Source organism: Bacillus alkalisoli (assembly GCF_002797415.1).
GTDB lineage: Bacteria > Bacillota > Bacilli > Bacillales > Bacillaceae_I > Bacillus_CD > Bacillus_CD alkalisoli.
The window spans coordinates 977522-1002448 of record NZ_KZ454944.1; the positions used below are offsets into that span (position 1 = coordinate 977522).

Annotated in this window: 21 protein-coding genes; 15 read left to right on the forward strand and 6 right to left on the reverse strand. The window is 36.2% G+C overall.

Going from position 1 to position 24927, the window contains the following annotated elements; genetic code table 11:
• Positions 1–6: 6 nt before the first annotated feature.
• Positions 7–1419, forward strand: coding sequence for a dipeptidase PepV (pepV, locus tag CDZ89_RS04690; RefSeq protein WP_096152898.1), 1413 nt, complete (start codon positions 7–9; stop codon positions 1417–1419).
• Positions 1420–1516: 97 nt separating this feature from the next.
• Complete coding sequence (locus CDZ89_RS04695; RefSeq protein WP_227521436.1) at positions 1517–2686, forward strand: MFS transporter; 1170 nt, start codon at positions 1517–1519, stop codon at positions 2684–2686.
• 407 nt (positions 2687–3093) lie between these two features.
• Here the strand turns inward: CDZ89_RS04695 and cysK are convergent, their stop codons facing one another.
• Entirely contained in the window at positions 3094–4029 is a 936-nt protein-coding gene (gene cysK, locus CDZ89_RS04700; RefSeq protein WP_096156861.1) for a cysteine synthase A, read from the reverse strand.
• Positions 4030–4236: 207 nt separating this feature from the next.
• On the opposite strand from cysK, the gene thpR reads away from it, so the two are divergent.
• The 6 genes from thpR to CDZ89_RS04730 all read left to right on the forward strand — a co-directional run bounded on the left by thpR (position 4237) and on the right by CDZ89_RS04730 (position 10043).
• Entirely contained in the window at positions 4237–4797 is a 561-nt protein-coding gene (gene thpR, locus CDZ89_RS04705) for an RNA 2',3'-cyclic phosphodiesterase (RefSeq protein ID WP_157842676.1), read from the forward strand.
• 13 nt (positions 4798–4810) lie between these two features.
• Positions 4811–5212 (forward strand): CidA/LrgA family protein, encoded by a 402-nt coding sequence (locus CDZ89_RS04710; protein ID WP_096152901.1) that lies wholly within the window; start codon positions 4811–4813, stop codon positions 5210–5212.
• Positions 5196–5882 carry an LrgB family protein gene (locus CDZ89_RS04715; RefSeq protein ID WP_227521437.1) on the forward strand — a complete coding sequence of 229 codons (687 nt, stop codon included), beginning with the start codon at positions 5196–5198 and terminating at the stop codon, positions 5880–5882. The genes CDZ89_RS04710 and CDZ89_RS04715 overlap by 17 nt, the downstream gene beginning before the upstream one ends.
• Positions 5883–5896: 14 nt before the next feature.
• On the forward strand, positions 5897–6841 hold the full coding sequence (locus CDZ89_RS04720; protein WP_096152902.1) for an NERD domain-containing protein: 945 nt from the start codon (positions 5897–5899) through the stop codon (positions 6839–6841).
• Positions 6842–6869: 28 nt separating this feature from the next.
• Positions 6870–9017 (forward strand): type I pullulanase, encoded by a 2148-nt coding sequence (gene pulA / locus CDZ89_RS04725; RefSeq protein ID WP_096152903.1) that lies wholly within the window; start codon positions 6870–6872, stop codon positions 9015–9017.
• A 219-nt stretch (positions 9018–9236) separates the two neighbouring features.
• Positions 9237–10043: a phosphotransferase gene (locus CDZ89_RS04730; protein ID WP_176483676.1), complete on the forward strand. Its 807-nt coding sequence runs from the start codon at positions 9237–9239 to the stop codon at positions 10041–10043.
• Here CDZ89_RS04730 and CDZ89_RS04735 read toward each other — a convergent pair.
• Complete coding sequence (locus CDZ89_RS04735; protein WP_096152905.1) at positions 10040–10318, reverse strand: YtzH-like family protein; 279 nt, start codon at positions 10316–10318, stop codon at positions 10040–10042. The two genes, CDZ89_RS04730 and CDZ89_RS04735, sit on opposite strands and share 4 nt — an antisense overlap.
• Before the next feature lie 395 nt (positions 10319–10713).
• Here CDZ89_RS04735 and trmB point away from each other — a divergent pair, with 395 nt between their 5' ends.
• On the forward strand, positions 10714–11352 hold the full coding sequence (trmB, locus tag CDZ89_RS04740) for a tRNA (guanosine(46)-N7)-methyltransferase TrmB (protein ID WP_096152906.1): 639 nt from the start codon (positions 10714–10716) through the stop codon (positions 11350–11352).
• A 232-nt stretch (positions 11353–11584) separates the two neighbouring features.
• Entirely contained in the window at positions 11585–12433 is an 849-nt protein-coding gene (locus CDZ89_RS04745; RefSeq protein WP_096152907.1) for a YtnP family quorum-quenching lactonase, read from the forward strand.
• Between the two features lie 43 nt (positions 12434–12476).
• Here CDZ89_RS04745 and CDZ89_RS04750 read toward each other — a convergent pair whose 3' ends face one another.
• Positions 12477–12794: a PepSY domain-containing protein gene (locus tag CDZ89_RS04750; protein ID WP_096152908.1), complete on the reverse strand. Its 318-nt coding sequence runs from the start codon at positions 12792–12794 to the stop codon at positions 12477–12479.
• 228 nt (positions 12795–13022) lie between these two features.
• Between CDZ89_RS04750 and CDZ89_RS04755 the strand changes: the two genes are divergently transcribed.
• Both CDZ89_RS04755 and CDZ89_RS04760 read left to right on the forward strand, forming a co-directional pair.
• Entirely contained in the window at positions 13023–14093 is a 1071-nt protein-coding gene (locus tag CDZ89_RS04755; RefSeq protein ID WP_096152909.1) for a M42 family metallopeptidase, read from the forward strand.
• A 67-nt stretch (positions 14094–14160) separates the two neighbouring features.
• The gene (locus tag CDZ89_RS04760; RefSeq protein ID WP_096152910.1) at positions 14161–14697 is read left to right on the forward strand and encodes a DUF84 family protein; all 537 of its coding nucleotides are present in this window, start codon (positions 14161–14163) and stop codon (positions 14695–14697) included.
• Positions 14698–15035: 338 nt separating this feature from the next.
• On the opposite strand, the gene CDZ89_RS04765 is transcribed toward CDZ89_RS04760, so the two are convergent.
• The gene (locus CDZ89_RS04765) at positions 15036–15476 is read right to left on the reverse strand and encodes a YtoQ family protein (RefSeq protein ID WP_096152911.1); all 441 of its coding nucleotides are present in this window, start codon (positions 15474–15476) and stop codon (positions 15036–15038) included.
• Positions 15477–15641: 165 nt separating this feature from the next.
• Here CDZ89_RS04765 and CDZ89_RS04770 point away from each other — a divergent pair, with 165 nt between their 5' ends.
• Positions 15642–16175 carry a hypothetical protein gene (locus CDZ89_RS04770; protein WP_096152912.1) on the forward strand — a complete coding sequence of 178 codons (534 nt, stop codon included), beginning with the start codon at positions 15642–15644 and terminating at the stop codon, positions 16173–16175.
• Between the two features lie 68 nt (positions 16176–16243).
• Here CDZ89_RS04770 and CDZ89_RS04775 read toward each other — a convergent pair whose 3' ends face one another.
• Positions 16244–18382: a methyl-accepting chemotaxis protein gene (locus CDZ89_RS04775; protein ID WP_096152913.1), complete on the reverse strand. Its 2139-nt coding sequence runs from the start codon at positions 18380–18382 to the stop codon at positions 16244–16246.
• A gap of 186 nt (positions 18383–18568) precedes the next feature.
• On the opposite strand from CDZ89_RS04775, the gene CDZ89_RS04780 reads away from it, so the two are divergent.
• Positions 18569–19606, forward strand: a complete 1038-nt coding sequence (locus CDZ89_RS04780) for a PTS sugar transporter subunit IIC (protein ID WP_096152914.1) — start codon at positions 18569–18571, stop codon at positions 19604–19606.
• 6 nt (positions 19607–19612) lie between these two features.
• On the forward strand, positions 19613–19924 hold the full coding sequence (locus CDZ89_RS04785; protein WP_096152915.1) for a thioredoxin family protein: 312 nt from the start codon (positions 19613–19615) through the stop codon (positions 19922–19924).
• A gap of 51 nt (positions 19925–19975) precedes the next feature.
• Here the strand turns inward: CDZ89_RS04785 and CDZ89_RS04790 are convergent, their stop codons facing one another.
• Positions 19976–24379: a S8 family peptidase gene (locus CDZ89_RS04790; RefSeq protein ID WP_100333328.1), complete on the reverse strand. Its 4404-nt coding sequence runs from the start codon at positions 24377–24379 to the stop codon at positions 19976–19978.
• Positions 24380–24927 lie beyond the last annotated feature (548 nt).

The window sequence follows — 24927 nt, forward strand, 5'->3', positions numbered from 1 at the left end:
GACAAGATGACAACTATTAATTGGATGGAAGAAACATTAAAACGTAAAGAGGAATTACTGAAAGAAACGCAACGTTTTTTACAAATAAAAAGTGTGTTAGATGAAGAATCGGCAAGTGCAACAGCTCCTTTTGGACAAGGAATAGATGATGCGCTTCAGTTTTTATTAAAAAAAGGCGAGCAAGATGGCTTTATTGTCAAAAATGTAGACCATTATGCAGGACACATTGAACATGGACAAGGTGAAGATATTGTTGGGGTGCTTTGTCATGTGGACGTAGTACCAGAGGGAGATGGTTGGACAAGCGCTCCGTATAGTGCTGAAATACGCGAAGGCAAGATATTCGCGCGCGGTGCGATGGATGATAAAGGTCCAACAATGGCAGCTTATTATGCAATGAAAATAGTGAAGGAGTTAGGCCTTCCACTCTCTAAAAGAGTTCGAGTTATTATTGGGACAGATGAAGAAAGTAGTTGGAAATGTGTGGATCACTATTTCAAACATGAAGCGATGCCAACTCTTGGCTTTGCTCCGGATGCTGACTTTCCAATTATCTACGCGGAAAAAGGGATTGGAGATATTCAATTATCCTTTCATCCAGAAAAAATGGAAAGTAGTGAAGAAACTATTCTTTTAAGTTTTTCTTCTGGTAGAAGATTAAATATGGTACCAGATTTGGCAACAGCAACAGTGCAAGTAAGTGGAGACTTATCAGACTTCTCAGCTGCTTTTAATTCATATTTAGAAAAGAATGAGCTAGATGGCGAATATACAAAAGAAGGGAATGCCATTACGTTCAACTTAAAAGGTGTTTCTGCACATGCAATGGAGCCGAACAACGGTGTAAATGCTGGGTACCATTTAGCTACGTTTTTATCGGAACAAGAGCTTGACTGCAATGGGAAGAACTATGTTCAATTTGTTGCTGATAAATTAGCATTTGATTCTCGTGGGGAAAAATTAAGCATTGATTTCCAAGATGATATTACTGGCGATTTAACAGTAAATACGGGAATCTTTTCTTATACAGCCGACAACGGTGGAAAGCTTGGAGTGAACATTCGTTTCCCTGTTACATGTGATACAGATGAGGTGAAACAAAAATTAGTGGAAGCAACTGCAAATTATGGAATGGAAGTTACGAAGTATGCCGTTTCAAAAGCACATCATGTACCACAAGACCATCCGTTAATTCAAACATTACAAAAAGTGTATGAAGAACAAACTGGTGAGAAAGCTGAGCTTTTATCTATAGGTGGAGGAACGTACGCAAGGTCATTAGAAGCAGGTGTTGCCTTTGGGCCACTTTTTCCAGGTCGTGCCGACGTTGCTCACCAAAAAGACGAACATATTTATGTAGAAGACTTACTAAAAGCAACAGCTATTTATGCACAAGCTATTTATGAGTTAGCAAAATAAAAATATTCGGAAAAAAATAGTGTGGTAAAATGAGAAGGTTGCTGACAAAGCAACCTTTTCTATGAAAAGAACTTCATTAAGAAAGAAGGGCTTTTTTGTGCAAGTGGCAGTAAAAGCAAAATATTCGACGAAATCAAACTTTCAATTATTTTATTTACTAGTGTTCTTTAGTTTTGGAGCGCTATTTCCGTTATTAACCGTGTACTTAAAAGATACTGTTGGTTTATCAGGATCACAAATTGGAATGGTTATGTCCATCAGTCCTGTTGTGATGATTTTGATTCAACCATTATGGGGAATTTTAAGTGATTATACGCAAAAACCAAAGCAAATTTTAATTTATACGTTGATTGCTACTAGTGTATCTAGTATTGTTTTTTCTTTTATAGATAACTATGTTGGAATTATCATCATTGCCTTTTTCTTAGCGGTCACACAAAGTGCGCTAGTACCAATATCGGATAGTATTGCGCTTAATTATGTTCAAAAAGAAAAAGAGAATTACGGTGCGATTCGTTTGTGGGGAGCGATAGGTTTTGCAATTGCTGTACTCGTGGCAGGGTGGCTTTCTGACTTCTTTACATTAAAAGTAATCTTTTATACTTTTTCTGTTGCGCTTCTTTTAAGTGCTGTAGTGACACTTTACTTACCGAGTGAAAGTCAACCGATCAGAGTAAACGTAAGAGATGGACTTTCCACATTATTAAAGATGCCTAAGTACTTATTGTTTTTAGTGACAACCTTTTTAATTTTTGGCCCAGTATTTGCAAACAATTTTTACTTTGGTTTATTTATTACTGACATAGGTGGAACGGTTACAGGCATAGGGATTGCCTTTTTACTCGCAGCAGGTAGTGAAGCTCCATTTATGAAAGTGGCGGGAGGGTGGATTCAGCGTATTGGCTTGACTCGAATAATGATTGCTGCAGCATTCGTTTCTTCTGTACGTTGGTTGTTGTACTTTTTTGAACCGCCTTTAGCAGTTGTTTTTGTAAGTACAATTGCCCAAGGCTTTTCCGTTGGGCTGTTTATTCCAGCCGCGATGCAATTTGTGCGTGAAATTGCTCCTGCGAATGTAAGGGCAACAGCTGTGTCAATGTATACAGCTATTGGGAACGGTCTTGGTAGTTGGTTTTGTACATTTTTTGGTGGATTTGTAGTGGAATATTATTCTGTAAGTATGCTGTATTTATGTTTTAGTGTGCTAACAGCTTTTGGGATTGTTATTTTGTTCATCATTTATCGAGTAGACAACGGTAAATTATAAAGACTCACTCTTATAAGCACCAATAAAATAGAAATATAGATAGGAAAGCAAAAAGTACCGATAGAAACTTAAAAAGTATAGATAGAGCATTACAAAAGTACCCATAGACTTGCAAAAAGTACCCATAGAATAGGAAAGTGTAGATAGGAAAGCAAAAAGTACCGATAGTACCGTAAAAAGTATAGATAGAGCATTACAAAAGTACCCATAGACTTGCAAAAAGTATCCATAGAATAGGAACGTATAGATAGAAAAGGAAAAAGCAACGATAATACCTTAAAAAGTATAGTTAGAGCATCTCAAATGTACCCATAAAAAGGTAAAATAACAAACTAAACTAAAAAGAGCCATTAAACAAACAAAAAGTACCAGCATCATTAACACCTCTGCTGGTACCTTCCTTATTTTTATTTTTCAAACTGAAACAAATCTGTAGACAAATATCGTTCTCCAGTGTCGCAAGCGATACAAACGACTACATCATCTTCTGTTAAGCGTTTTGCTACTTCGATTGCAGAATAACATGCTGCACCACTCGATGGACCAACTAAGATTCCTTCTTGAGAAGCTAATTTTCTTGTAATTTCATACGCATCTTCATCTTCAATTTTAAAAATTTCATCATATACATCAGTATTTAAAATATCGGGCACAAACCCAGGGCTAGTTCCAACAAGCTTATGCTTACCAGGTTTACCACCAGATAAAACTGGGGATCCAGCTGGCTCAACAACATGTACAGTCAAACCTTCGTAATGCTCTTTTAACACTTCACCAGTTCCAGTTATTGTTCCACCAGTACCAGCAGTAGCAACAAATGCAGATAACGGCTTACCAATTTGCAACATCGATTCGATAATTTCTAGAGCGGTAGACTTTCTGTGAGCATCCGAATTAGCTTCATTTTCAAATTGCATCGGCATAAAGCTATTTGGGATTTTTTTAACAAGTTCATGTGCTTTATTGATCGCACCTGGCATCTTTTCGTCACCAGGAGTTAAAACAACTTCAGCTCCATATGCTTTTAGTAAATTGATACGCTCTTGGCTCATCGTATCAGGCATAATTAAAATAGCTTTATATCCTCTTGCAGCTGCATTCATAGCTATGCCTATTCCAGTGTTACCACTTGTTGGTTCAATGATTGTTGCACCAGGCTTAATTAATCCCGCTTTTTCAGCTTCGATTATCATATTATAGGCTGCTCTATCTTTAACGCTACCACTAGGATTTTGGAATTCTAATTTTAAATAAACAGAAGCAGCTCCTTTAGGAACAATGCGCTGTAATTTAACCAGTGGAGTATTGCCGATTAATTCTGCCATATTGTTATATACTTTCATTCGCTCACGACCTTTCGTTCTTAACCACTTACTATAGTTTAAACGTATTTTATCATAAAATGTATCTTTATTTGTAAGAAAAGAAATAGGGAAAGTAGGAGAATAAGCAAATATTTCTAGCTCAAACATTCATAAAGAGTTCAATAAATAGTAAAATAAGACGTAACAAGTTGAATTAAAAGTAACATAGGGAAAAGGATGATAGGAATGAGCTTATCACTTCATTATTTTGTAGCTGTAGCATTACCAGACGAACTTAAAAAGTCATTATCTATATATATGAACGAGCTAAAAAAAGAAATTCCATTTGAACGTTGGGTGCATCCTCAAGATTTGCATATTACGTTAGCTTTTTTAGGCAAAACGAATGAAGAAATGCTAAAAAAGCTACATGAAGAACTAAACAACAAGAAAAGACAGAAAGAACCATTTACCATAACATTACAATCTTTAGGAACTTTCGGAAATAAACAAAGCCCGAGAATATTTTGGTGTGGAGTAGAAAAAAACGAAAAGTTAAGCGATTTAAGAGATCAAGTATTCACTAGCTGCGGGCGAGTTGGCTATGAGTTAGAAACAAGACCGTTTCACCCACATGTTACACTAGCAAGAAAATGGAAAAGCAAATCATTCGAAGAAGAAAGATTGAATGTTTATAATCAAAGAAAAGATACATTTATTTGCGATAAGTTCGTTTTATATAAAACGAATCTACATTCGTTGCCAAAGTATGAAGTGGTTGAAACATATCATCTACAACTTGAGTAGGAGTCTAAGATCATTGAAAATAATAATAATATCATTACAAGTAATTCTTTTATACGGTTTATATCAATTAGGTACAATTATTAAAAGTTTATTCAACCTCCCAATACCTGGGAGTATCATTGGCATGCTTTTGCTATTTTTATTACTATCCTTTGGTATTATAAAGGATTTTTTCCTTCAAGAAGGTGCATCTTTTTTATTACTCTACATGCCCTTATTATTTATTCCAGCAACTGTAGGAATCATGGAGTACTTTTCTCTATTTGGTGGTAAAAGTATGTTAATGCCTCTTGCTGTATTGGTAAGCACATTACTAATTATGGCTGTGTCAGGAACTGTCGGACAAAAAGCAGCTGTTAGAATGGAACGAAAGCAACAAGCTTTAGAGAGGAACGCGTATGACAATGTTAGTTAGTGTTAGTTTTATCTTATTAACTGTAATTATCTTTATTTCTATGCGTTTCTTTTATGAAAGGTTTAAGTATGCCTTTTTTGTCCCTGTTTTAACAAGTAGTGTGATAATCATTTTGTTTTTACTTTTATGGAATATATCTTATTCTGAGTATAGAGAAGGAACGAAGTGGTTGCATGAACTGTTAGGACCAGCTGTTGTAGCGTTAGCCTTTCCCCTTTATCATCAGCGGAAGATGATTATGGAGTATAAAGGGCCATTAACATTTTCAATCACTTCTGGAATAGTTACTGGTATTGTATCTGCGTTTCTTTTTGCAAAAATAATACCTGTAGATACGAAAATAGCCATCTCATCCATTCCGAAATCAGTTACTACACCTGTAGCCATGGACATAGCTCATATTATTGGTGGAAGCCCAAGTTTAGCTGCTGCTTTTGTTATGATAGCTGGTGTAGGAGGAGCGATGTTAGGGCCATTTTTATTTAAGACGTTAAAAATCTATCATTATATTGGGATTGGAGTAGGTCTTGGGGCTGCCTCGCATGGAATTGGGACCGCTCGTGCTTTGGAATTTGGCAAAAAAGAAGCAGCGGTGAGTTCTATAAGTATGACAATCTCAGCAATCATATATTCTATTATCTTACCATTTGCAATATTATATTTCTTATAGATGGAGTTGGCGGTGTGGCTCAATTAATTAAGTTACAAGATTATATTTCAAGATATGAACAAGATATTTATCGATATTCCAATCAATATATACGTTTTAAAAAGCAACAGTGGGAAAATTTCCAAGACCGAAAAAATGTAATAGAAGAAGATGAACTCCCCTTTTCTCTGATGGAAGAAGAAGATAGTAATAATAAACTCCTAGATTTCTTGAAGAATGGTTTTAAAAGAAAGAAACAAAATGAAGAGGAAGAGTTTAATGTAAAAACCTACGAGAGAAATGGTGAAGAGGATGATTTGCATGAATATTTTAAGAAGGCAAATTCATTGAACTTATCAAAAGAGGGCGAAAAACAATACTTCCTTGATGGGCTATACCCGTATCAATTAAAATGGGCAAGCTCCACTATAAGAGATAAGTCTTTCTTAGATGTAAGATATAAAAAAGATAAAAGGTTAAAATACTTGCTACAACGATTTCCTGATACATTTTTAGTTATGTATAATCCTATTTTTTTAGTAAAACAAGCTCCTGTTCAGTTAGAAATCATTTTGGTCACTCCAGGTGAAATCAAATGTATTAATATGACGGATGTAAAAGACGAAAGTGTGTTAATTGGGAAGAATGATCGATTTTGGCAATTGCGAGATGGAGAATCAGAAAAGAAAATCGTCAATCCAGCTATCAGCTTGAATAGAATGGGGAATATTGTTAAGAACATTCTTATAGCAAGTGATGTTACCTTTCCTATTCATAAATTAATTTTAAGTGAAAATTCGTACATTGATTTTCCAGATAAACAATCTGATATCGAAATTTACGATAAAAGAAATTACGATTCCTGGTTTCAACAGATGAGGGGATTTTCATTGCCAATTAAACATAGTCAATTAAAAGCAGCAGCTACTTTACTAGAACAATGTCAATCAAGTTATGTAGAACGTCCTGAGTGGAAATAATATAAGGGTATGGGGGTGTAATGAATAGGTGATTACTGTTAAGCGAGAATTCGAAGCCTTTATAGATAAATTAGACAGTATTACAGTATTATTGCCCAAAAGTGAATATAGTGGTCTAAGTAATAGTTTCACATTAGAAACTAACTCATTACCCCCAAAGTCATTGCGAATCGGCGAAAAAATTGATCTGCCAGATAAAATAAAGTACATTTGCCAGCTAGAAGAACCACTACAAATCGGTGTTGAATATTGGATAACGGACGAACATAGTAGAAAAACAGACTTACAAATTGGTGCAGTCATCCGAACAGAACAATGGGATGAATTGTTTTATTATGATTGTAATGATTTAGGAGTCACGTACAGTAAAACAGATACTACTTTTACAATATGGGCTCCAAGTGCAAGTGCTGTAAAAGTAAAAATTATCGAGCTGAATGGAAATGAAAATTTATATAGTCTGTTACGAGAAGAGAAAGGTGTATGGAGGTTAACTGTAAACGGGGACTTAGAGTATTTTACCTATACATTTTTAGTTTGTGTAAATTTAGTCTGGCGTGAAGCAGTAGACCCGTATTCAATAGCAGTAAGCGCAAATGTTGAAGCAGGTATCATCATCAACCCAGAAAAAACAAGGATGGCCATTCATCCCCTTCCACCTTTTAAAAGCATAACAGACGCGATTATATACGAGTTACATGTGAGGGATTTTTCCATCCACGCAGAAAGTGGGTTGAAGCAAAAAGGGAAGTATTTAGCTTTTCTTGAAGAAGGCACCAAGACATCTTCGAATCATATAACTGGTTTGAACTATCTAGAAGAACTAGGAATAACCCATGTGGAATTACTACCTATCAATACATTCGGAGGAGTCGATGAATTACACCCTGATAAGCAATACAATTGGGGGTATAACCCACTGTTATTCAACGTACCACAAGGTAGTTATGCGACAAGTGTGACGAATCCACTTTCAAGAATAAAAGAGCTGAAACAACTTGTGGACACTTTTCATAAGAAAAACATTAGAGTGATAGTAGATGTGGTCTATAACCATGTATTTATAAGAGAAGAATCTTCTTTTGAAAAAATTGTTCCAGGATACTATTTTCGACATGATGAACATGGGATGCCGTCTAATGGTACTGGGGTTGGAAATGATATTGCCTCAGAGAGAAAAATGGTAAGAAAGTTCATCTTGGATTCTATCCTGTATTGGATAAAAGAATTTGACGTGGATGGCTTTCGTTTTGACCTAATGGGAATTTTAGACATAGATACGATGAATGACATTCGTAATGCAGTAGATGAAGTGAAAAGCGGTTGCATCTTGTTAGGAGAAGGATGGGAATTAAATACTCCTATAAGGGCTGAACAAAAGGCGATGATTAGCAATGCACAGCAGATGCAGGGGATTAGCTTTTTTAACGATCGCTTTCGTGATGGAATAAAGGGAAGCACATTTAATTTATTTGATAGAGGGTTTGCATTAGGAAATACACACAAAACACAAATTTTAAAAGAATCTGTCATAGGCAGTATTTGTTTAAACAATGAAAATAAAGGTTTGTTTGTCGAGCCAACTCAATCGATCAACTATGTTGAATCACATGATAACCATACTTTATGGGATAAAATGAACATTTGTAATGCACATGAAGAAGAAAACTTAAGAATTAAGCGTCACTTACTAGCAACAGCAATTGTATTTTTATCACAAGGAGTTCCCTTTATCCATGCGGGTCAAGAATTTTTCCGAACAAAAAACGGCCATGAGAATAGTTATAAATCCCCTGATACGATTAATGCACTTGATTGGGAAAGAAGAGATAAGTACCTAGAACAAGTATCGTATGTACAAGGCTTAATAGCTTTACGTAAGTCCCATAGTGCCTTTCGATTTTCCAACGCTTCCAAAATAAGAAAACATTTTTCTGTTGTAATGGAAAAAGGTTCATTGTTCGCCTACACGTTGAAAGATGTACAACAATACGGAAACAGTAAAAATATTTTAGTAATATATAATAATGCTATACAAAAGGACATGGTGAAATTGCCAGGTGGGAAATGGAATGCGTGCGTGTTGGGAGAAAAGGCAGGAACAACCACATTAAAAACGCTTGAAAATAGCATAGAAGTTCTTCCTGTAAGTACAACCGTGTTAATTCAACATTAAACTTTCATCAAGTACTTGATTTAAATGGGAAATGACGATAAAATTTATTAAGATAGCTATTGTGTAAATTGTCCAATAGCTGTCTTTTTTGTTTGAAGTGAATATACCATTAAATTTTATGAAAATTAAAGATAAATTTTTAGAAATAGACTCGTATTAGGAAAGTATTCGTACAATAGTGTAATGAATGCTTGATACAAATTCTTATGAAAAGTTGTGTTGAAATTGAAGGTGAATTGGTTGGAGCATTTATTAGGTGATGAATGGAAAATTAGTCCTGCAGGTGGTTTAACTGGAGAGGCATATTTTGCAGAAAATAATGATAAGAAGCTTTTCTTAAAAAGAAATTCTTCTCCATTTTTAGCTGTATTGTCTGCAGAAGGAATCGTTCCAAAGCTCGTATGGACGAAAAGATTAGAAAGCGGAGATGTTATTACTGCGCAGCATTGGATTAGTGCTAGAGAACTTAAAGCTCACGACATGAAAATGGAAGGTGTCGCTAAGCTCTTGCATAAAATTCATCATTCCAAAGAACTTTTGGACATGCTCACTCGCTTAGGCAAGGAACCTTTAGAGCCTTCTGTAATTGTAGAAGACATCATACATTGTATGGATCCTCAACTAGCGAAACTTCAAGTCATTCAACAAGCTTTACATTTCTTAACAGAAGAAATGACAAACGTATCATTTCAAGATAGAGTCGTTTGTCATTGTGATTTAAATCATAATAATTGGTTATTGTCCGAACAAAATGAATTATTTTTAATTGATTGGGATGGCGCAATGATTGCTGACCCAGCTATTGATCTTTGCATGGTACTATATTGGTATTTGGAAGAATCGGAATGGGAGAGTTGGCTAAGCACGTATGGTATTGAATTAACAAGCCATTTACGTCAACGAATGCACTGGTATGTTATTGCACAATCCATTTACTCCATTCAATGGTATTACAAAAGTGGTGTGGAAAAAGAATTAAATTACTGGTTAACTTACCTTGAAAGTTTACTGCCCACTAACATTTAAGAAAATTGGTCGATGCTATTAATCCAATTGGTTAAGTCCCCTTGGTGAGACGTAACATGATTAGTCACGTCTTTGATGCCTCGTCCCGTTTGACTATAGGAATATATATCCATTAGAACGTGTTTCACATTTTGGTCCACTTCCGTATTGACCATTAGTGATTTTATGACACGTTCTAGTTGCTCGTATTCGGCAACAGATGCGCAACAATCTATTTGGTGATCTGCTAATATGTCTTTTAGTAAATGCATTTGGTCTTGGTGATTTAATGGCATTATAAACACTCCTTTAACATACCGTTCTAACATTATCGTGTGTTTTTTTTTGTTTCTTATACACGGAAATTCAATCGGTCTTAAAAGATGGATTTTTTTACGGGTTTTCTTAGCATAACAATAAAGATATATATTGGTTACAAATTGTTGTTGTTCCCTGTAGGTGCTCGCTTTCCGCGGGTGGTCTCGGGAGCCTCCTCAGCGCAAGCGCCTGTGGGGTCTCCCTTGACACACTCTCCCGCAAGACAAGGAAGCTACTTGAGAGATGCTTCGCACGAAGAAAATGCGTATGCATTTTCGAGGAGTCTCGCACCTACAGGGAACAACAACTTTTTATTGCATTACATTGATAATAAATCCATTATAATAAATCAAATCAACTAGAGGTGAATACAGTGAGAATTAGAAATAAGCCGTGGGCTAAAGATTTAATTGAGGGTAACCCACATATTATTATCCAAAGTCCGGAGGAACATAAAGGGAAATGGCATGAAGTTTTTGGTAATAATAACCCTATCCATATTGAAGTAGGCACTGGTAAAGGGAATTTTGTTACTGGAATGGCAGCAGCAAATCCTAACATTAATTACATTGGTATTGAATTGTATGAAAGTGTAATTGTAGTTGCCTTACAAAAGGTAATTGATTCAAAATTACCAAACGTAAAGCTACTGAATGTTGATGCAGTTAATCTACCTGAAATATTTGCTTCTAGTGAAGTAGGACAAGTTTACTTGAACTTTTCAGATCCTTGGCCGAAAAAGCGACATGAAAAAAGAAGACTAACACATAGTGATTTTCTTGACCTATATAAAAAAGTGTTAGTGGACAAAGGAGAAATTCATTTTAAGACAGATAACAGAGGTTTATTTGAATACTCATTGATTAGTTTTAATGAGTATGGTTTACAACTAAAATATGTTAGTCTAGATCTTCATAATAGTGATTATGAAGGTAATGTAATGACTGAATATGAGCAAAAGTTTTCAGAGCTAGGACAACCAATTTACAGATGCGAAGTAAAATATAAATAAGAAACTGGGACAAAACCAAGTGAATTAAATGAAAGAGGCCTGTAAGAACATTTTTTAGTTCTTGTGGGCCTCTTTCTTCATAGGCCGTATGAAGTTCAATACCAACAAAATTTTAGTGCCAGATGAACTTCATAAGCGGGTATGAAGTTCAACTTCAATTTTTAGGACAATGTAATCTTATTAGCTTCACCAAGCTTTATGTTAAAATATTTATTGAAGGGGGATGACAACAATGGAAACGTTAACATTAGGTAACTGGAAGTTAACTTGGCTAAACGGTGGTGTGACGAACCTTGATGGGGGAGCAATGTTTGGTGTCGTACCAAAACCGTTATGGTCAAAAAAGTATAAAGTAAATGAAAAGAACCAGATAGAACTAAGAACTGATCCAATTTTACTGCAAACTGGTGATAAAAATATTCTCATTGAATCTGGAATTGGAAACGGAAAACTCAATGACAAGATGAAGCGTAATTTTGGTGTAACTGAAGAGTCAAGAGTAGAAGAGCAACTGGAACAACTTGGACTTACTCCAAGTAATATAGACATCATCCTAATGACTCATATGCACTTTGACCATGCCTGTGGCTTAACAATGTGGGATGATGCACGTAAAGAGTTTGTATCTGTCTTTCCTAATGCCACAATTATTACTTCTGAGACTGAGTGGCAGGAAATGAGAGATCCGAATATACGCTCTAAAAATACATATTGGAATATGAACTGGGAAGCTATTGTAGACCAAGTACAAACTTTCACAAATGAACTAGAAGTAGTAGAGGGAGTAAAGATAATTCATACAGGTGGACATAGTGATGGTCATTCCGTTATTTACATTCAGAATGGGGACGAACGTGTACTTCATATGGGTGATTTAATGCCAACACATGCACACCAACAATCACTGTGGGTATTAGCGTATGATGACTATCCGATGACTTCTATTTTTGCAAAAGAAAAATGGATACCATTTGGCCAACAGCAAAACGTTTGGTTCACTTTTTATCATGATGCACAATATCGAGCTATAAAATGGAATGATGCGTATGAGATAACAGATAAAGTGAATAGACAAATATAAAAAAGACTGTCCTTCCTTGTAGATAGGTCAGTCTTAGTAAAGATTAAACAGTTGTTAGTTGTTTAACATCAAGCAAGTTACCGTCTTTTAAATTTACTACAAATTCATATTGTTCCAATGTGCCATTATTTCTTCTTGAAATTCCACCTTTATATACTTTATAAGGAATTTCATTTACGTAATAGTCTTCTGGTAGCATATGAATCCAGGACCCGTCTACTGGACCTTTTTGCTTAAATGCATCTTTTGCGACTTTTAATGCTTTCTCGGGCTTAATGGGCTGACCTTTCGTTGCTTCATTTATTAACAATGCAGCAGCAGCCCCAACGCTTACTCCAAGGAGAAAAGTTCTACATTTCATTAGGGAAACCTCCTAATTTTTATATAGTTATTATGCCTAACGTTCTTCTCATACCATATTCATTAGTGTATGCAAAAGTTAATGTTATTTATAAGTATACAATCTAAAACAATAAAAGTAACGGGAAAACTGGAAAGAAGTTTGAAAGTTCGGTACAATAGTAGTAAAAATATTTCGATAACCTAAACGAAATAAAATTCACTACATACTTACAAAGGGGAGTACATAATGAATAACGAAACAAAAGCACTTTTTCAAACATTAACAGAGCTACCAGGAGCACCTGGATTTGAGCATCAAGTACGCAAATTCATGCGTTCAGAATTAGAAAAGTATTCAGATGAAATTGTTCAAGACAAATTAGGAAGTATTTTCGGGGTAAAAAGAGGAGACGAAACTGGTCCAACTGTAATGGTAGCAGGTCACATGGACGAAGTTGGTTTTATGGTATCATCCATTACAGAAAATGGTATGTTACGCTTTCAAACATTAGGTGGCTGGTGGAGCCAAGTACTATTAGCACAACGTGTACAAATTATTACTGATAACGGTCCTATTATCGGTGTGATCGGCTCCATTCCTCCACATCTTTTAGATGAAGCAAAACGTAGTAAGCCAATGGATATGAAAAACATGCTAATTGATATTGGTGCTGACGATAAAGAAGATGCACTTCGCTTAGGTGTAAAACCTGGACAACAAATTGTTCCAATCTGTCCATTTACACCAATGGCAAACGAAAAGAAAGTATTAGCAAAAGCATGGGACAATCGCTACGGATGCGGACTATCTATTGAGCTGTTAAAAGAATTACAAAACGAAAAATTACCAAACGTTTTATATTCTGGTGCAACAGTGCAAGAAGAGGTAGGATTACGTGGTGCGCAAACAGCTGCAAATATGATTAAGCCTGACATTTTCTTCGCACTAGATGCATCACCAGCGAATGATATGACTGGTGACAAAAATGAGTTTGGCCACTTAGGTAAAGGAGCGCTTTTAAGAATTTACGACCGTTCCATGATTACACATGTTGGAATGAGAGATTTTATTTTGGATACAGCTGAAACTAATAAAATCCCATACCAATATTTTATTTCGCAAGGCGGAACAGATGCAGGAAGAGTTCATACTTCTAATGAAGGTGTTCCTTCTGCGGTAGTTGGAATTTGTTCTCGTTATATTCATACACATGCTTCTATCGTACATGTAGATGATTACGCTGCAGCAAAAGAACTAATTGTGAAACTAGTGAAATCTGCTGACAGAGCAACAGTTGATGCAATAAAAGTGAGATGATTTTTACAAGCGATGGGATATTTCTCTCATCGCTTTTCTCTATTTAATTTAAGGAGTCTGAGGTATTGTGGAAGATAAGGTGGTTATCGGTTCGAGGAATCCGGCAAAAATAAAAGCTGTTGAAAATGCAATAAAGGCCCTTGGTTTACATCTTACGGTGATTGGAAAAGAAGTCGAGTCTGGAGTTTCAGCTCAGCCTATGACGGATTCGGAAACGTTACAAGGCGCTAAAAATAGAGCGTTTAACTGCTCAACTGAAGATGAGACTGTTTTTGCGATTGGACTTGAAGGTGGTATTGATATAGTAAATGAACAGTTAATTGTTTGTAATTGGGGTGCGTTAGTAGATAAGGAAGGAAACGTATTTTTGGCGAGTGGAGCAAGAATACCATTGCCTGACCATTTTCAAGCGGAGCTTAAAGGTGGAAGAGAACTTGGGCAAATTATGAATGATTTTTGCAATCGAAATGATATTAGTAAAAAAGAAGGTGCAGTTGGTATTTTTACTAATGGAGCAATAAACCGAATTGAAATGTTTGAACATGTATGTAAATTGTTGATTGGACAATGGCAATTTAATAAAACGAGGCTGAGCCAAAACTAAATTAATATAAGTAAAATCCGAACATTAACCCTAATAAATCGAGGGTTTTTCGGATTTTTTAAATTTTTCAAAATGGAATTTTACATTCTTAACTTTCCAGCAGATGATTGGAGTGCAAGCCGAAGACTCCTGCGGGAAAGCGTGTTAAGTGAGACCCCACAGGCGCTTGCGCAGAGGAGTAGGTTTTTTCACGACAGTGAAAATAACCTACCTTTTTACCGCCCGCGGAAAGCGAAGGCTTGCGCTCCAATCATCTGCGGTATTTAAAAGGTAAGTTACATTAGTATTTTATTTAAGAATGAGAATTAGTTTTATCCCAAGCTCTGTTTTATTTTTTCTTATTCAAAGATATAATGTAAAACCTTTAATGCTTGATCAACAGTTTCTACTGTAACATTTGCTTTGTTAGAAAGTTCTTTTAATGGATGGTGTAAATTTTCTGGCCTTATTAAGATAAGTGGTTTATTCATCGTTATAGCAGTACTAGCATCCATAGCAGTGTTCCACTGTTTATATTTTTCACCGAACAAAGCAATGACTAAATCTGATTTTTGCATAAGTATTTGTGTTCTTACATTGTTAATTTTAGATGCGGCCTCATCTTTTGCAACTGGGTTTGGTTGCTCTCCTAAGATCATTTCCCCAATATTATCCGATTTATCGTGGTCTGTCATAGGACCAACGAATCGGATATCAAAGTTTAATGCCTTCGTTTTTTCTTTTAATTCCTCACGCCAATTTGTATGAATTTCTCCTGCTAAGTATACGGTTAAGTTCATCTGCTCACACGCCTCCTTAGATTCTGAATAAAAAGTATTCAACTATCAAATTTTAACATAAGAAAAAGAATTAAGTAAATTTTTAAAATATGTTGTCACACTATACATTGATAGTTATGATAGTATTAAAGAAAGATAGTAGAAATGTACTAAGGAGTGGAAGTATTGTTGAATAAGAATAGCTTCATACATAAAATATTATATTTATCATTATTTTCATTAATAATAATCTCTTTAGCTGGTTGTAGTATAACTGAACAAGAAGCGGTTGATGCTTCTATTCAAATTGTTGAGTCTTCATTAGCTGAAGAAACGAAAGAAGCTAATACAGAAACAGAAAACATCTCTTATTATCTACCATCTGCATTTACCATTGAAAGTGAAGTAAATAACAATATTGTCATTGAAAATAATGATCAAACATACATTTTATTTGTTAATCCTTTAGAATCTGTTTCATCTGTTGTTGTATATGAAACAACACTAGGTTTTTATGAAGATCCTATTGTTAATAAACAATTAAACAATGAGGAACACTTTATATTCTTTATAGTAGACAATGGGCCTAGTGAACAGACTTACGAAGTAATAGTTGGTATCGGCGGAATGAAGATGACTACCATCACATCTGCTGCAAATATGAAACAAAGCGTTCAAGATATGATAGATATTATTAATTCGGTTAACATTAAACAATAAGGATCCATTTTATAATCAAAGCTTACAAAAAAGAGGAGACCAGTAGTTAAACTATTGGTCTCCTTTTTCTATTTCTGGTAGTGTTCTTCCGAATCTTTTTCTGTATGAAGAATTTCTTCCTCCATATTGTTATCTTCTACACTTTCATCTGTAGCTTCATTATCTTCAAACGTTAGTTCTTCTTCCGAAATAATTGGTTCTTTTTCTTCTGAGTTTTCAAATGACATTTCTTCTTTTACAATGAACTGACTAACTTCATCTTGTAATTCATTTGCAATATCAGTTAACGAGATCGCTGCATAGTTCACTTGTTCTATTGCAACAATTTGATGTTCACTTGAAGCGCTTACTTGTTCGGAAGTTGCTGCTGCTTCTTCTGAAATGTATTGAACTTCTGAGATTTTTTCTGTTAAAGAGTTGTTTGCTACATGAACTGCATTCATAGATTGTTCTACTTCTTCGACTTTTCCATGTATTTCTTTTACATTAGAAGCAATGGATACGAAAGATTGTTGAGTCACTTCCACTGATTTTTCTTGTAAGTTTCGGTACTCGCTGAACTGTTCCGCCTCTTTTGATAGTTTTGTCATTTGTGATCCCATAGTAGAAACTAGCTTTTTAATTGATAATGCTTCCGCTTTGGAACGTTCTGCTAGCTTGCGGACTTCTTGAGCTACTACAGCAAAACCTCTACCAGCTTCACCAGCTCTAGCTGATTCAATGGCTGCATTTAATGCTAGTAGGTCAGTATTTTCTGCAATTTCTTGTATGGTACCAACAATAGAGCTGATTTGTTGTGATTGATTTGTTGCTGTTTGAACTTGTTCCGTTAAATGATTTGCTAATTGTAAGAATTGATTCGATGAGGCCTTAAGTTCTTGAACAATACCTAATCCTTCTTCACCTTGTAACTGCGCCTGTCCAGCTTTTTCTTTAATAACAAGCGTTAATCTCATCGTCTCATTTATAGCTCTTTGTACATGCTGTAAAATATCATTACTTTCTTCTAAATGTCTTGCTTGATCACTTGATCCAATGGCAACTTGTTTTATCGCTTCATTCACTTCTGTTGATTGTGCTGTCGTTTCCTCCGAAATAGCCGCCAAATTTTGAGACGAAGAATGGAGCATATCTGTTGCATCCATTACTTTAATTAGAGATAATTGCATCTTTTCCGCCATTTTATTAAAAGTTTCGCCGAGTTCCGCCATTTCATCTTTCGTTGTAATAGGCACACGGTGGGCAAAGTTGCCTTCTCCTATTTTCGATGCGCCTTCTTTTAATGACTTAATAGAACGATATATATTTCTATTTAAAAAGTAACCGATAATCGTTAAGAAAATTAAAATGATAATACTTAAAATAACTGTGGCAAGCATTGTTGTTTGTAAAGTATTGTTTAGTTCCGTTTGAATTTCTTGTTGTAGGGTAGAAATACTATCTTCCACTCTACTCACACTTAATTCTACTGTTGTACTAATCTGTTCAAAATTACGAATTAAACTAGAAGATTGCATGTAGTTATCCTGAATAGTTTTCATGGATTCTACATAAGGATCAAATAATCGAACAATAGTAGATTTATTAGATTCCGAATAATCACCTTCTGTTAGCAACTGCCTAAAAGTGTTCGTTGCATTTGTAAAGTCTCTAAAAATAGTGTCATGACGTAAAGTTAAATATTGTTGTTCATATAAACGAATATTTGTTAGGAGTTCATCCATTTCTGGATCACTCAAACCTCTAGTGTTAGCAGTCAAGTTTCTAGCTAAGCTCGTAATTTCTCCTCTCAAACCTTGAAACTCGCTAAAGCCTATCTCGCGGTACAAGCTTTCTAACTCTTCGAATTCAGCAATATATGTATTTGTTGCTCGTTCAATTTGCTGGAATTGACCTAAAATTTCCTCTTGATCCGTAAAATTAGTTGACAATGTTTGAGACATGTCATTGATGGAAGCAGCTGTTTCTTTAATTTTTTCTGCAGTTCCATCGGTAGGCTGACGTAAAAATTCTTGCTCAAATCGTCTAGTTTCAGCAAATGAAAATTTAATTTCTTTACTGCCATTAACGGTTTCTAGTAGCGCAACTTCTTGTTGTTTAGCATTTGACTGAATAAAATAAAATAAAAAGTTACATAATAGCACGATTACCAAACCAGCAATTGCAGTTGCTAAAATAAATCTTACTCTTCCTCTAATTGTTTTCATTCTGCACCCCCATAATAAATCGACTAAATTCGAATTATATGTATTTTGATAATTATCTGATATTTTAAGACAATTATAGACATAATTCTACGTATTTCTCAATAAAATATTTTTATTGTGTAGCCTTGTAATATTGATATCGGTAGAATATAGGCTATTATTAAGTTAGAAAGGAGATGAAATTATTTGAAAAGATTTTTTACTAAAAAAGGTGTTACTTTATCTCCAAAAGTTTATTTGATTGATGGTTTATCTTTCATGGCTTTAGGGTTGTTTTCAACTTTAATTATCGGCTTAATTATTAAAACAATTGGGGAACAGCTTCAGTTAATTCCTAATTTCTTTACTATTGGTACATATTTTCAAGACATGGGTGTACTAGCCATGGGGTTGATGGGACCAGGTATAGGTGTTGCGGTAGCTTTTGGACTTAAAGCACCTCCATTAGTAATTTTTTCTGCACTAGTAGCAGGGGCAGCTGGCGCGCCACTTGGTGGACCAGCAGGTAGTTTTATTGCGGCTCTTTTAGCGACAGAATTTGGGAAGCTTGTTTCTAAAGAAACAAAGGTTGATATTATCATAACCCCATTCGTAACTATATTTGTTGGATTTTTAGTTGGTACATTTATTGGACCACCAATCAGTACTGGATTACAATATTTCGGAGAAGTTATTATGTGGGCAACAGAACAACAACCTATTATAATGGGTGTGATAGTTGCTGTGTTAATGGGATTAGCTTTAACTGCACCAATCTCAAGTGTAGCCATTGCGTTAATGTTGGGACTTGAAGGGTTGGCAGCTGGAGCAGCTACGATCGGATGTGCAGCTCAAATGGTTGGCTTTGCAGTGAGTAGTTATAGAGACAACAAAGTTTCTGGATTGTTTGCATTAGGAATCGGTACGTCTATGTTACAAGTCCCTAATATTATTAGAAATCCACTCATTTTAATACCGCCAACAGTAGCAGGTGCTATTTTAGCTCCAATTGGAATTGCATTGTTTTCAATGACGAACATTGCAGCTGGTGCTGGAATGGGTACGAGTGGCTTTGTTGGCCAAATAATGACGTTCAATGCGATGGGGTTTACAACCGCTGTATTCTTACAAGTGTTGATGCTTCACATTGTTGGTCCTGCTGTGATAAGTTTAATCATATCCGAATGGATGAGGAAAAAATCTTACATTAAAGATGGCGACATGAAAATTAATTTAGGGGGATAAGGAAGAATGGAAAAATTACAATCAATGGAGCAATTTCATACATTAAAAGAAACGGAAAATGTAGTACTTATGTTCTCTGCAAGCTGGTGTCCAGATTGTGTGATAATTGAGCCAGTATTACCTGAAATCATGGAAAAGTTCTCTCAATATAAATTTTTATATGTAGATCGCGATGAATTTATTGATTTATGTAGTGAGTTAAGTGTCTTTGGTATCCCAAGCTTTGTAGCTTTTAAAGGTGGAGAAGAGGCAGGGCGCTTTGTAAGCAAAGACCGTAAAACGCAACAAGAAATTGAATCGTTTTTACAATCATTATAATGAAAAAAAAGACTTAGTTAGCCACGAGTGGCCACTAAGCCTTTTTTTGTATTAGTTTCGTCCGTTCCCTTTACCTGGCTTATCTGGTTTTCCAGGTTTATCTGGCTTTCCAGGGCCGTCATTATCACTACCTACATTGATGAATAGCTTTCCATCAGCAATTTGACGTGTAACGTTACCGTATTCATCAGCCACTTTCACTTCAATTTCAGCGCCTTCTGCAACGACACTTGAAGTTGCTGTCCAGTAACCTTCGTAATTACCAGGAGATGTTTCAACTAATGGTAATTCCATCGCATTTGCAACTTCGACCTCACTACCTAAGTTAGTTAGCGGCATGCGGATTGTAAAAGATGCTTGTAATCCTGGCTCACTAGTTAACTCAATTTTTACCGTCTGACCTGCATTTAAGTGAACGTCTTGATCAGGTTTGACATTAGAAATTTCTGGTGCATCGTAGTTTGCGTATACTACTACACTTTCCGTAGAGGAGTTACCTGCTTTGTCTAACGCAACTACTACAATATGGTTTTCCCCATTTTCAAGCATTACTCGGTGAGAGAAAGAACCATCTGTAACAGTTACGTTTTGACCGTTCACTTTCACAGAATCTAAGTTTGTATCTGCTACAGTACCTGTAACTGTAACTGTTTCACGATTTGTTTTATCTCCATTCTCTGGGCTTGTAATTGCTAGCTCAGGAGCATGTTGATCTAAAACAACTGTAACTGGTGCGGATTCGTCTGTTATTCCGCTATCTGTAGAAGCTTTAGCTGTGAACGTGTTTGTACCTTCTGTTAATGTTGTATCAATTGTAAATGTTCCAGCTTCTGTAGCTGTTGTTGTACCAACTTCTTCACCATTATTGAATAAGTGAACAGTTGTAGTCGGAGCAGCTTTACCTTCTACTGTAACATTCTCATTGCTAGTGTAAGTTTCATCACTAGGAGAAGTAATAGCTGGTGCTGTTACTTCGTAATTAACGATAGCGCGAATCATATAGTTACCTTCTGCCGCAGGAGCAGGTGACCATGCACCGCCAACATATTGCCAGCTACGACCTGCATTTGGTCCGTTTTCATCTGTACCTAAACCAGGTGCATTAGGATTTGGATTCGCTTGTATATATACCATGTAGAAGTCTTGTTCTACGATGATACCTAATTCAGATAAATCAACTTCTGTCCATCCGCCATCACGTTGCGCAATTGCGTCAATTGGACCAGCTAGTCTCTGACCTGGTGCTCCATCTGGACCAGTTGCATCGTATACAGCTACTTTAAATGCTGTTCCACCAGGAGTTGGCCATGAAGTATCCCAGAATCGGAATAATCCACCAGCTACAAGAGCTTGATCTTGATTTTCAGGTAAAGACATTTTTACAGCCCAACCGTTACCAGCATCAAAGAATGCACGTGCATTTTCTGCTGTTCCATCATCGTAACCAATTTCACCAGGGTATCCGATAAATGGTCTTAATTCTAAGTTAAGCTCTGTGTCACCAGAAACTGTTACCTCGATTGTTTCACTGTAGTAAGAAGGAGCCATAATACGTAACGTGTAATCTCCTTCATAAGCAGTGATGGAGAAATGCCCATTTTCATCAGTAGTTACTGGAGCAACTGCTGCATCTTCTACAAGAAGAAGCGTTGCGTTTGTAACAGGTTGACCAGTAGCACTGTTTGTGATTGTACCACTTACTGTACCTTGAGCTAATTCTTCAAGTACAAAGTTAGCAACTGCTTCACCATCAGCTGGGATATCAACAGTTTGTTCAGCTGAATGATAACCGTAAGCTTCAGCTCTTACCGTATATTCTCCAGCAGCATGTAACAGCTCGTAATAGCCATTAGCAGGATTTGTTTGAATAGAACGGTTAGATTCCACTACCGTTACTGTTGCACCAAGCGGAAGTACGTTTGGATGATATTCATTTACTTTTACTTCCTTAAATTCTTGAAGTGAACCAGCAGGAACAATCTTGCTAGGATCTACTTTTAATTCTTTTGCTGCAACTGATTTATCAGGTGTAGCATTTACATGTGTACTAGATAAGTTAAGTGACTCATCAGCTAAATGAACGTCATCTAAATACCAACCTACACGTACAACACTACCATCGGTTGTTACGTTGAATCCAATTAAAATAGTTTGACCAGCATATTGTGATAAGTCAACTTCACGGTCAACCCATCCATTTGTTACATCATCAAAACGATATGCTTGAGTCCAAGAATCTCCGCCGTCAGTCGAAACAAACACATGACCGAAATCCCAACGAGTTTCTAGGTTATGCCAACTCTTATATTGTAAATAAGCTGGACTGTTTGCAGGTAATTCTACTGGAGGCATTACTAGCGTCATGTTCGCATTGTTCGCATAGTTACCAGCTAAGTTTGTTGCATATACTTTTTCGCCAGAAAATGCACCATTAGGACCGCTTGTAGGAACTCCCCACTCCCAGCTGTTGTTGTTACCGAAAGAATACCAACCAACTGGATCAGACTCAAAGTCTTGGAAATATCCGATAGAAATACCTGGTTGAACACTTACTTCATAAGTATCTGTTGTTACTTCGTTTCCACCAAAATCAACGATGTGGAATCGGTAAGATACACTTGGTACTGCAATGTCTTCACCAGAAATAGCTGCACGGAAAGTAGCGTTATTGTACGTACCAGAAGTACGAGTAGCAGCAACATCTACCCATTGGCCATCTTGATTTTCATACTGTAATGTTACAGCAGAAATACTTACGTTATCTTGTACGTTAATGCTTAAAGGTAAAGTCATGCCAGCGTATGTTTCAGAAGGTGCTGCATGTTCGAAAGTCGGAGGTTCGTTATCTTCACCATCTTTTGCAACTTGCCCTTTAATTTTTCCTAATCCAGAGATAATCGAAGAAACAGCATCATGTACATTAATAATCCCATGACCGAAGCCGTTGTTTGGTGCTTCAGGGTATTGAGAGTTAGTTCTTGGAGTTGCTGTTGTTTCTAAAATTTCTGCAATCTCATCAATGGATAGAGAAGCATTTACTTGTTTTAATAATGCAACTGCACCAGCTACGTGTGGAGCAGCCATGGAAGTACCGTTCCATCCACCAGTATATCCACTTCCGGGGGTTGAAGATCGGATACTTACACCAGGAGCAGAAACATTTGGTTTCATTTCTCCATATGGAGAAGGACCTTGTAAAGAGAAGCTACCTAAGTTCATGTTAACGTCAGTTGCACCAACTGCGTATGACTCAGGGTAGTTTGCTGGAACGGCTACAGATCCAGGACCACCAGGGTTAGTTGCTGTTGTATTTCCAGCTGCGAATACAGGATAGATGTCCGCTGCTTTCCATGCTTGCACCATAGGACGGAACCATTCGTTCATTCCAGCACCGCCACCCCAAGAGTTGTTTACAATATCAGGAGCCATAGCTGGATTTGGTGTACCATTTGCATCAGTTGGAGCTAGTAACCATTGAGCTCCTGCTAAAATCTGAGCTTGAGTTCCTCCACCAGATGCAGCTAAAATCTTTACTCCTATCCATTTTGCGCCAGGAGCAACACCAACTTTATTCGTGCCGTTTTGCTCTCCGCCAACAGCTGTACCAGCTACGTGTGTACCATGACCATGGTCATCGTAAGAAGCTGATTGACCGTTAACAGCATCAAAGAAGTTGTAAGCGTGAGATGGACTGTTAGGATTGTTAGGATCAAATCCACGATATTGGTGCATTAATGCTGGGTGATTCCATTGAACACCAGTGTCCATTATTGCTACAACAGCACCTTGCCCGTCAACACCCATTTCCCAAGCTTGTGGAGCTCCTACTTGTTGAATATTCCACTCTACATTTTCGGATGAAGGCTCAGGAACATCTGCCTCAACTCCAACCGATGCAGTAGGTGATTCAATTGCTGGATATAATTCTACTTCTTCATTTGGCGTGATTTTTTCTACTTCAGGAAATGCTGCTAATTGTTCCATTACTTCTTTAGTAGCAGTCACTGCAAGACCGTTAACAATGAAGAAAGATTGAACATCTTTAGCAATTCCTTTTGCTTCTGCTTTTTCTAAGTAAGAAAGAGCATTTGCCTGAGTTTCAATTGCTGTAGCTCGAAGCTCAGAAACAATTGCATGACGTTTCATTAAAGTAGTTTGAGCTGGAGTGTTTTTTTGAAGTTGTGCTTTTTTCTCCATTTCAGCTGCTACTTCCATTGTATCTACTTGATCCTTGAACTTTACAAGGAATGTAACCATTTCATCTTTTGAAAACTCACTTTGGAGTTTATTGCTAATTTTATTAGCAGCTGCTTCTTTTGCATCCGTCGAAAAGGAAGTGCTAGCCCCTTTTGATCGAGCTGATGCATTACTTGCCAAAAAGCTTGGTACAATTAGCATGAAACACATTGCTACTAGTAAAAATTTAGAAAAAACTTTTTTCGTTCGACACTTCATTTACCCATCCCCTTTGTTTTAATAGATATGAAAAGCTATGAAAAACCCTCCTTCCACCGTTGTATTTGTCTGACCTTTACTCTATTTATCAATAGGATAAAAGAGTATGCCTTAATGCTTTTCAGCTAAGTAGGCTTATGTAAAAGTCGTGGTGACAAGTAAAGCGTATTAAACAATGTGAAAAAAAAATGTCGAAAAAACAATTAATATTTCTGAATATTCTAAAAATGATAGGAACGTCGTACAGCTCGTTTTTTGTCATAGGGATAAAGAAATGGATGAGAGTCTAAAGTAATTTTGTGGAGTAAGGCTAAAAGCATTGATGGATTAACATAAATTGAGAATATAGGTATTTTTTACATATAGTAATTTACTAGATAAAAATTACTAGAGATGGGGAACCGAAAATTAAATTAATAAAAATATGGATTTTACCCTATTGAATATATGCCTAGAAGAATAAAGAGGAAATAAGTCATCTAATAAAATTTTAAAAAATAGGACTTGATACCACTTGTTTAAATGTTTGGTTAAAAAACCTAGTGCAA

Bases quoted from the DNA above. Each gene is read 5' to 3' on its own strand.
- cysK (WP_096156861.1), bottom strand. From the start codon at position 4,029: ATGAAAGTATATAACAATATGGCAGAATTAATCGGCAATACTCCACTG.
- CDZ89_RS04745 (WP_096152907.1), top strand. From the start codon at position 11,585: ATGGAAACGTTAACATTAGGTAACTGGAAGTTAACTTGGCTAAACGGT.
- CDZ89_RS04775 (WP_096152913.1), bottom strand. From the start codon at position 18,382: ATGAAAACAATTAGAGGAAGAGTAAGATTTATTTTAGCAACTGCAATT.
- thpR (WP_157842676.1), top strand. From the start codon at position 4,237: ATGAGCTTATCACTTCATTATTTTGTAGCTGTAGCATTACCAGACGAA.
- CDZ89_RS04785 (WP_096152915.1), top strand. From the start codon at position 19,613: ATGGAAAAATTACAATCAATGGAGCAATTTCATACATTAAAAGAAACG.
- CDZ89_RS04715 (WP_227521437.1), top strand. From the start codon at position 5,196: ATGACAATGTTAGTTAGTGTTAGTTTTATCTTATTAACTGTAATTATC.
- CDZ89_RS04765 (WP_096152911.1), bottom strand. From the start codon at position 15,476: ATGAACTTAACCGTATACTTAGCAGGAGAAATTCATACAAATTGGCGT.
- CDZ89_RS04755 (WP_096152909.1), top strand. From the start codon at position 13,023: ATGAATAACGAAACAAAAGCACTTTTTCAAACATTAACAGAGCTACCA.
- CDZ89_RS04750 (WP_096152908.1), bottom strand. From the start codon at position 12,794: ATGAAATGTAGAACTTTTCTCCTTGGAGTAAGCGTTGGGGCTGCTGCT.
- CDZ89_RS04735 (WP_096152905.1), bottom strand. From the start codon at position 10,318: ATGCCATTAAATCACCAAGACCAAATGCATTTACTAAAAGACATATTA.
- CDZ89_RS04790 (WP_100333328.1), bottom strand. From the start codon at position 24,379: ATGAAGTGTCGAACGAAAAAAGTTTTTTCTAAATTTTTACTAGTAGCA.
- pepV (WP_096152898.1), top strand. From the start codon at position 7: ATGACAACTATTAATTGGATGGAAGAAACATTAAAACGTAAAGAGGAA.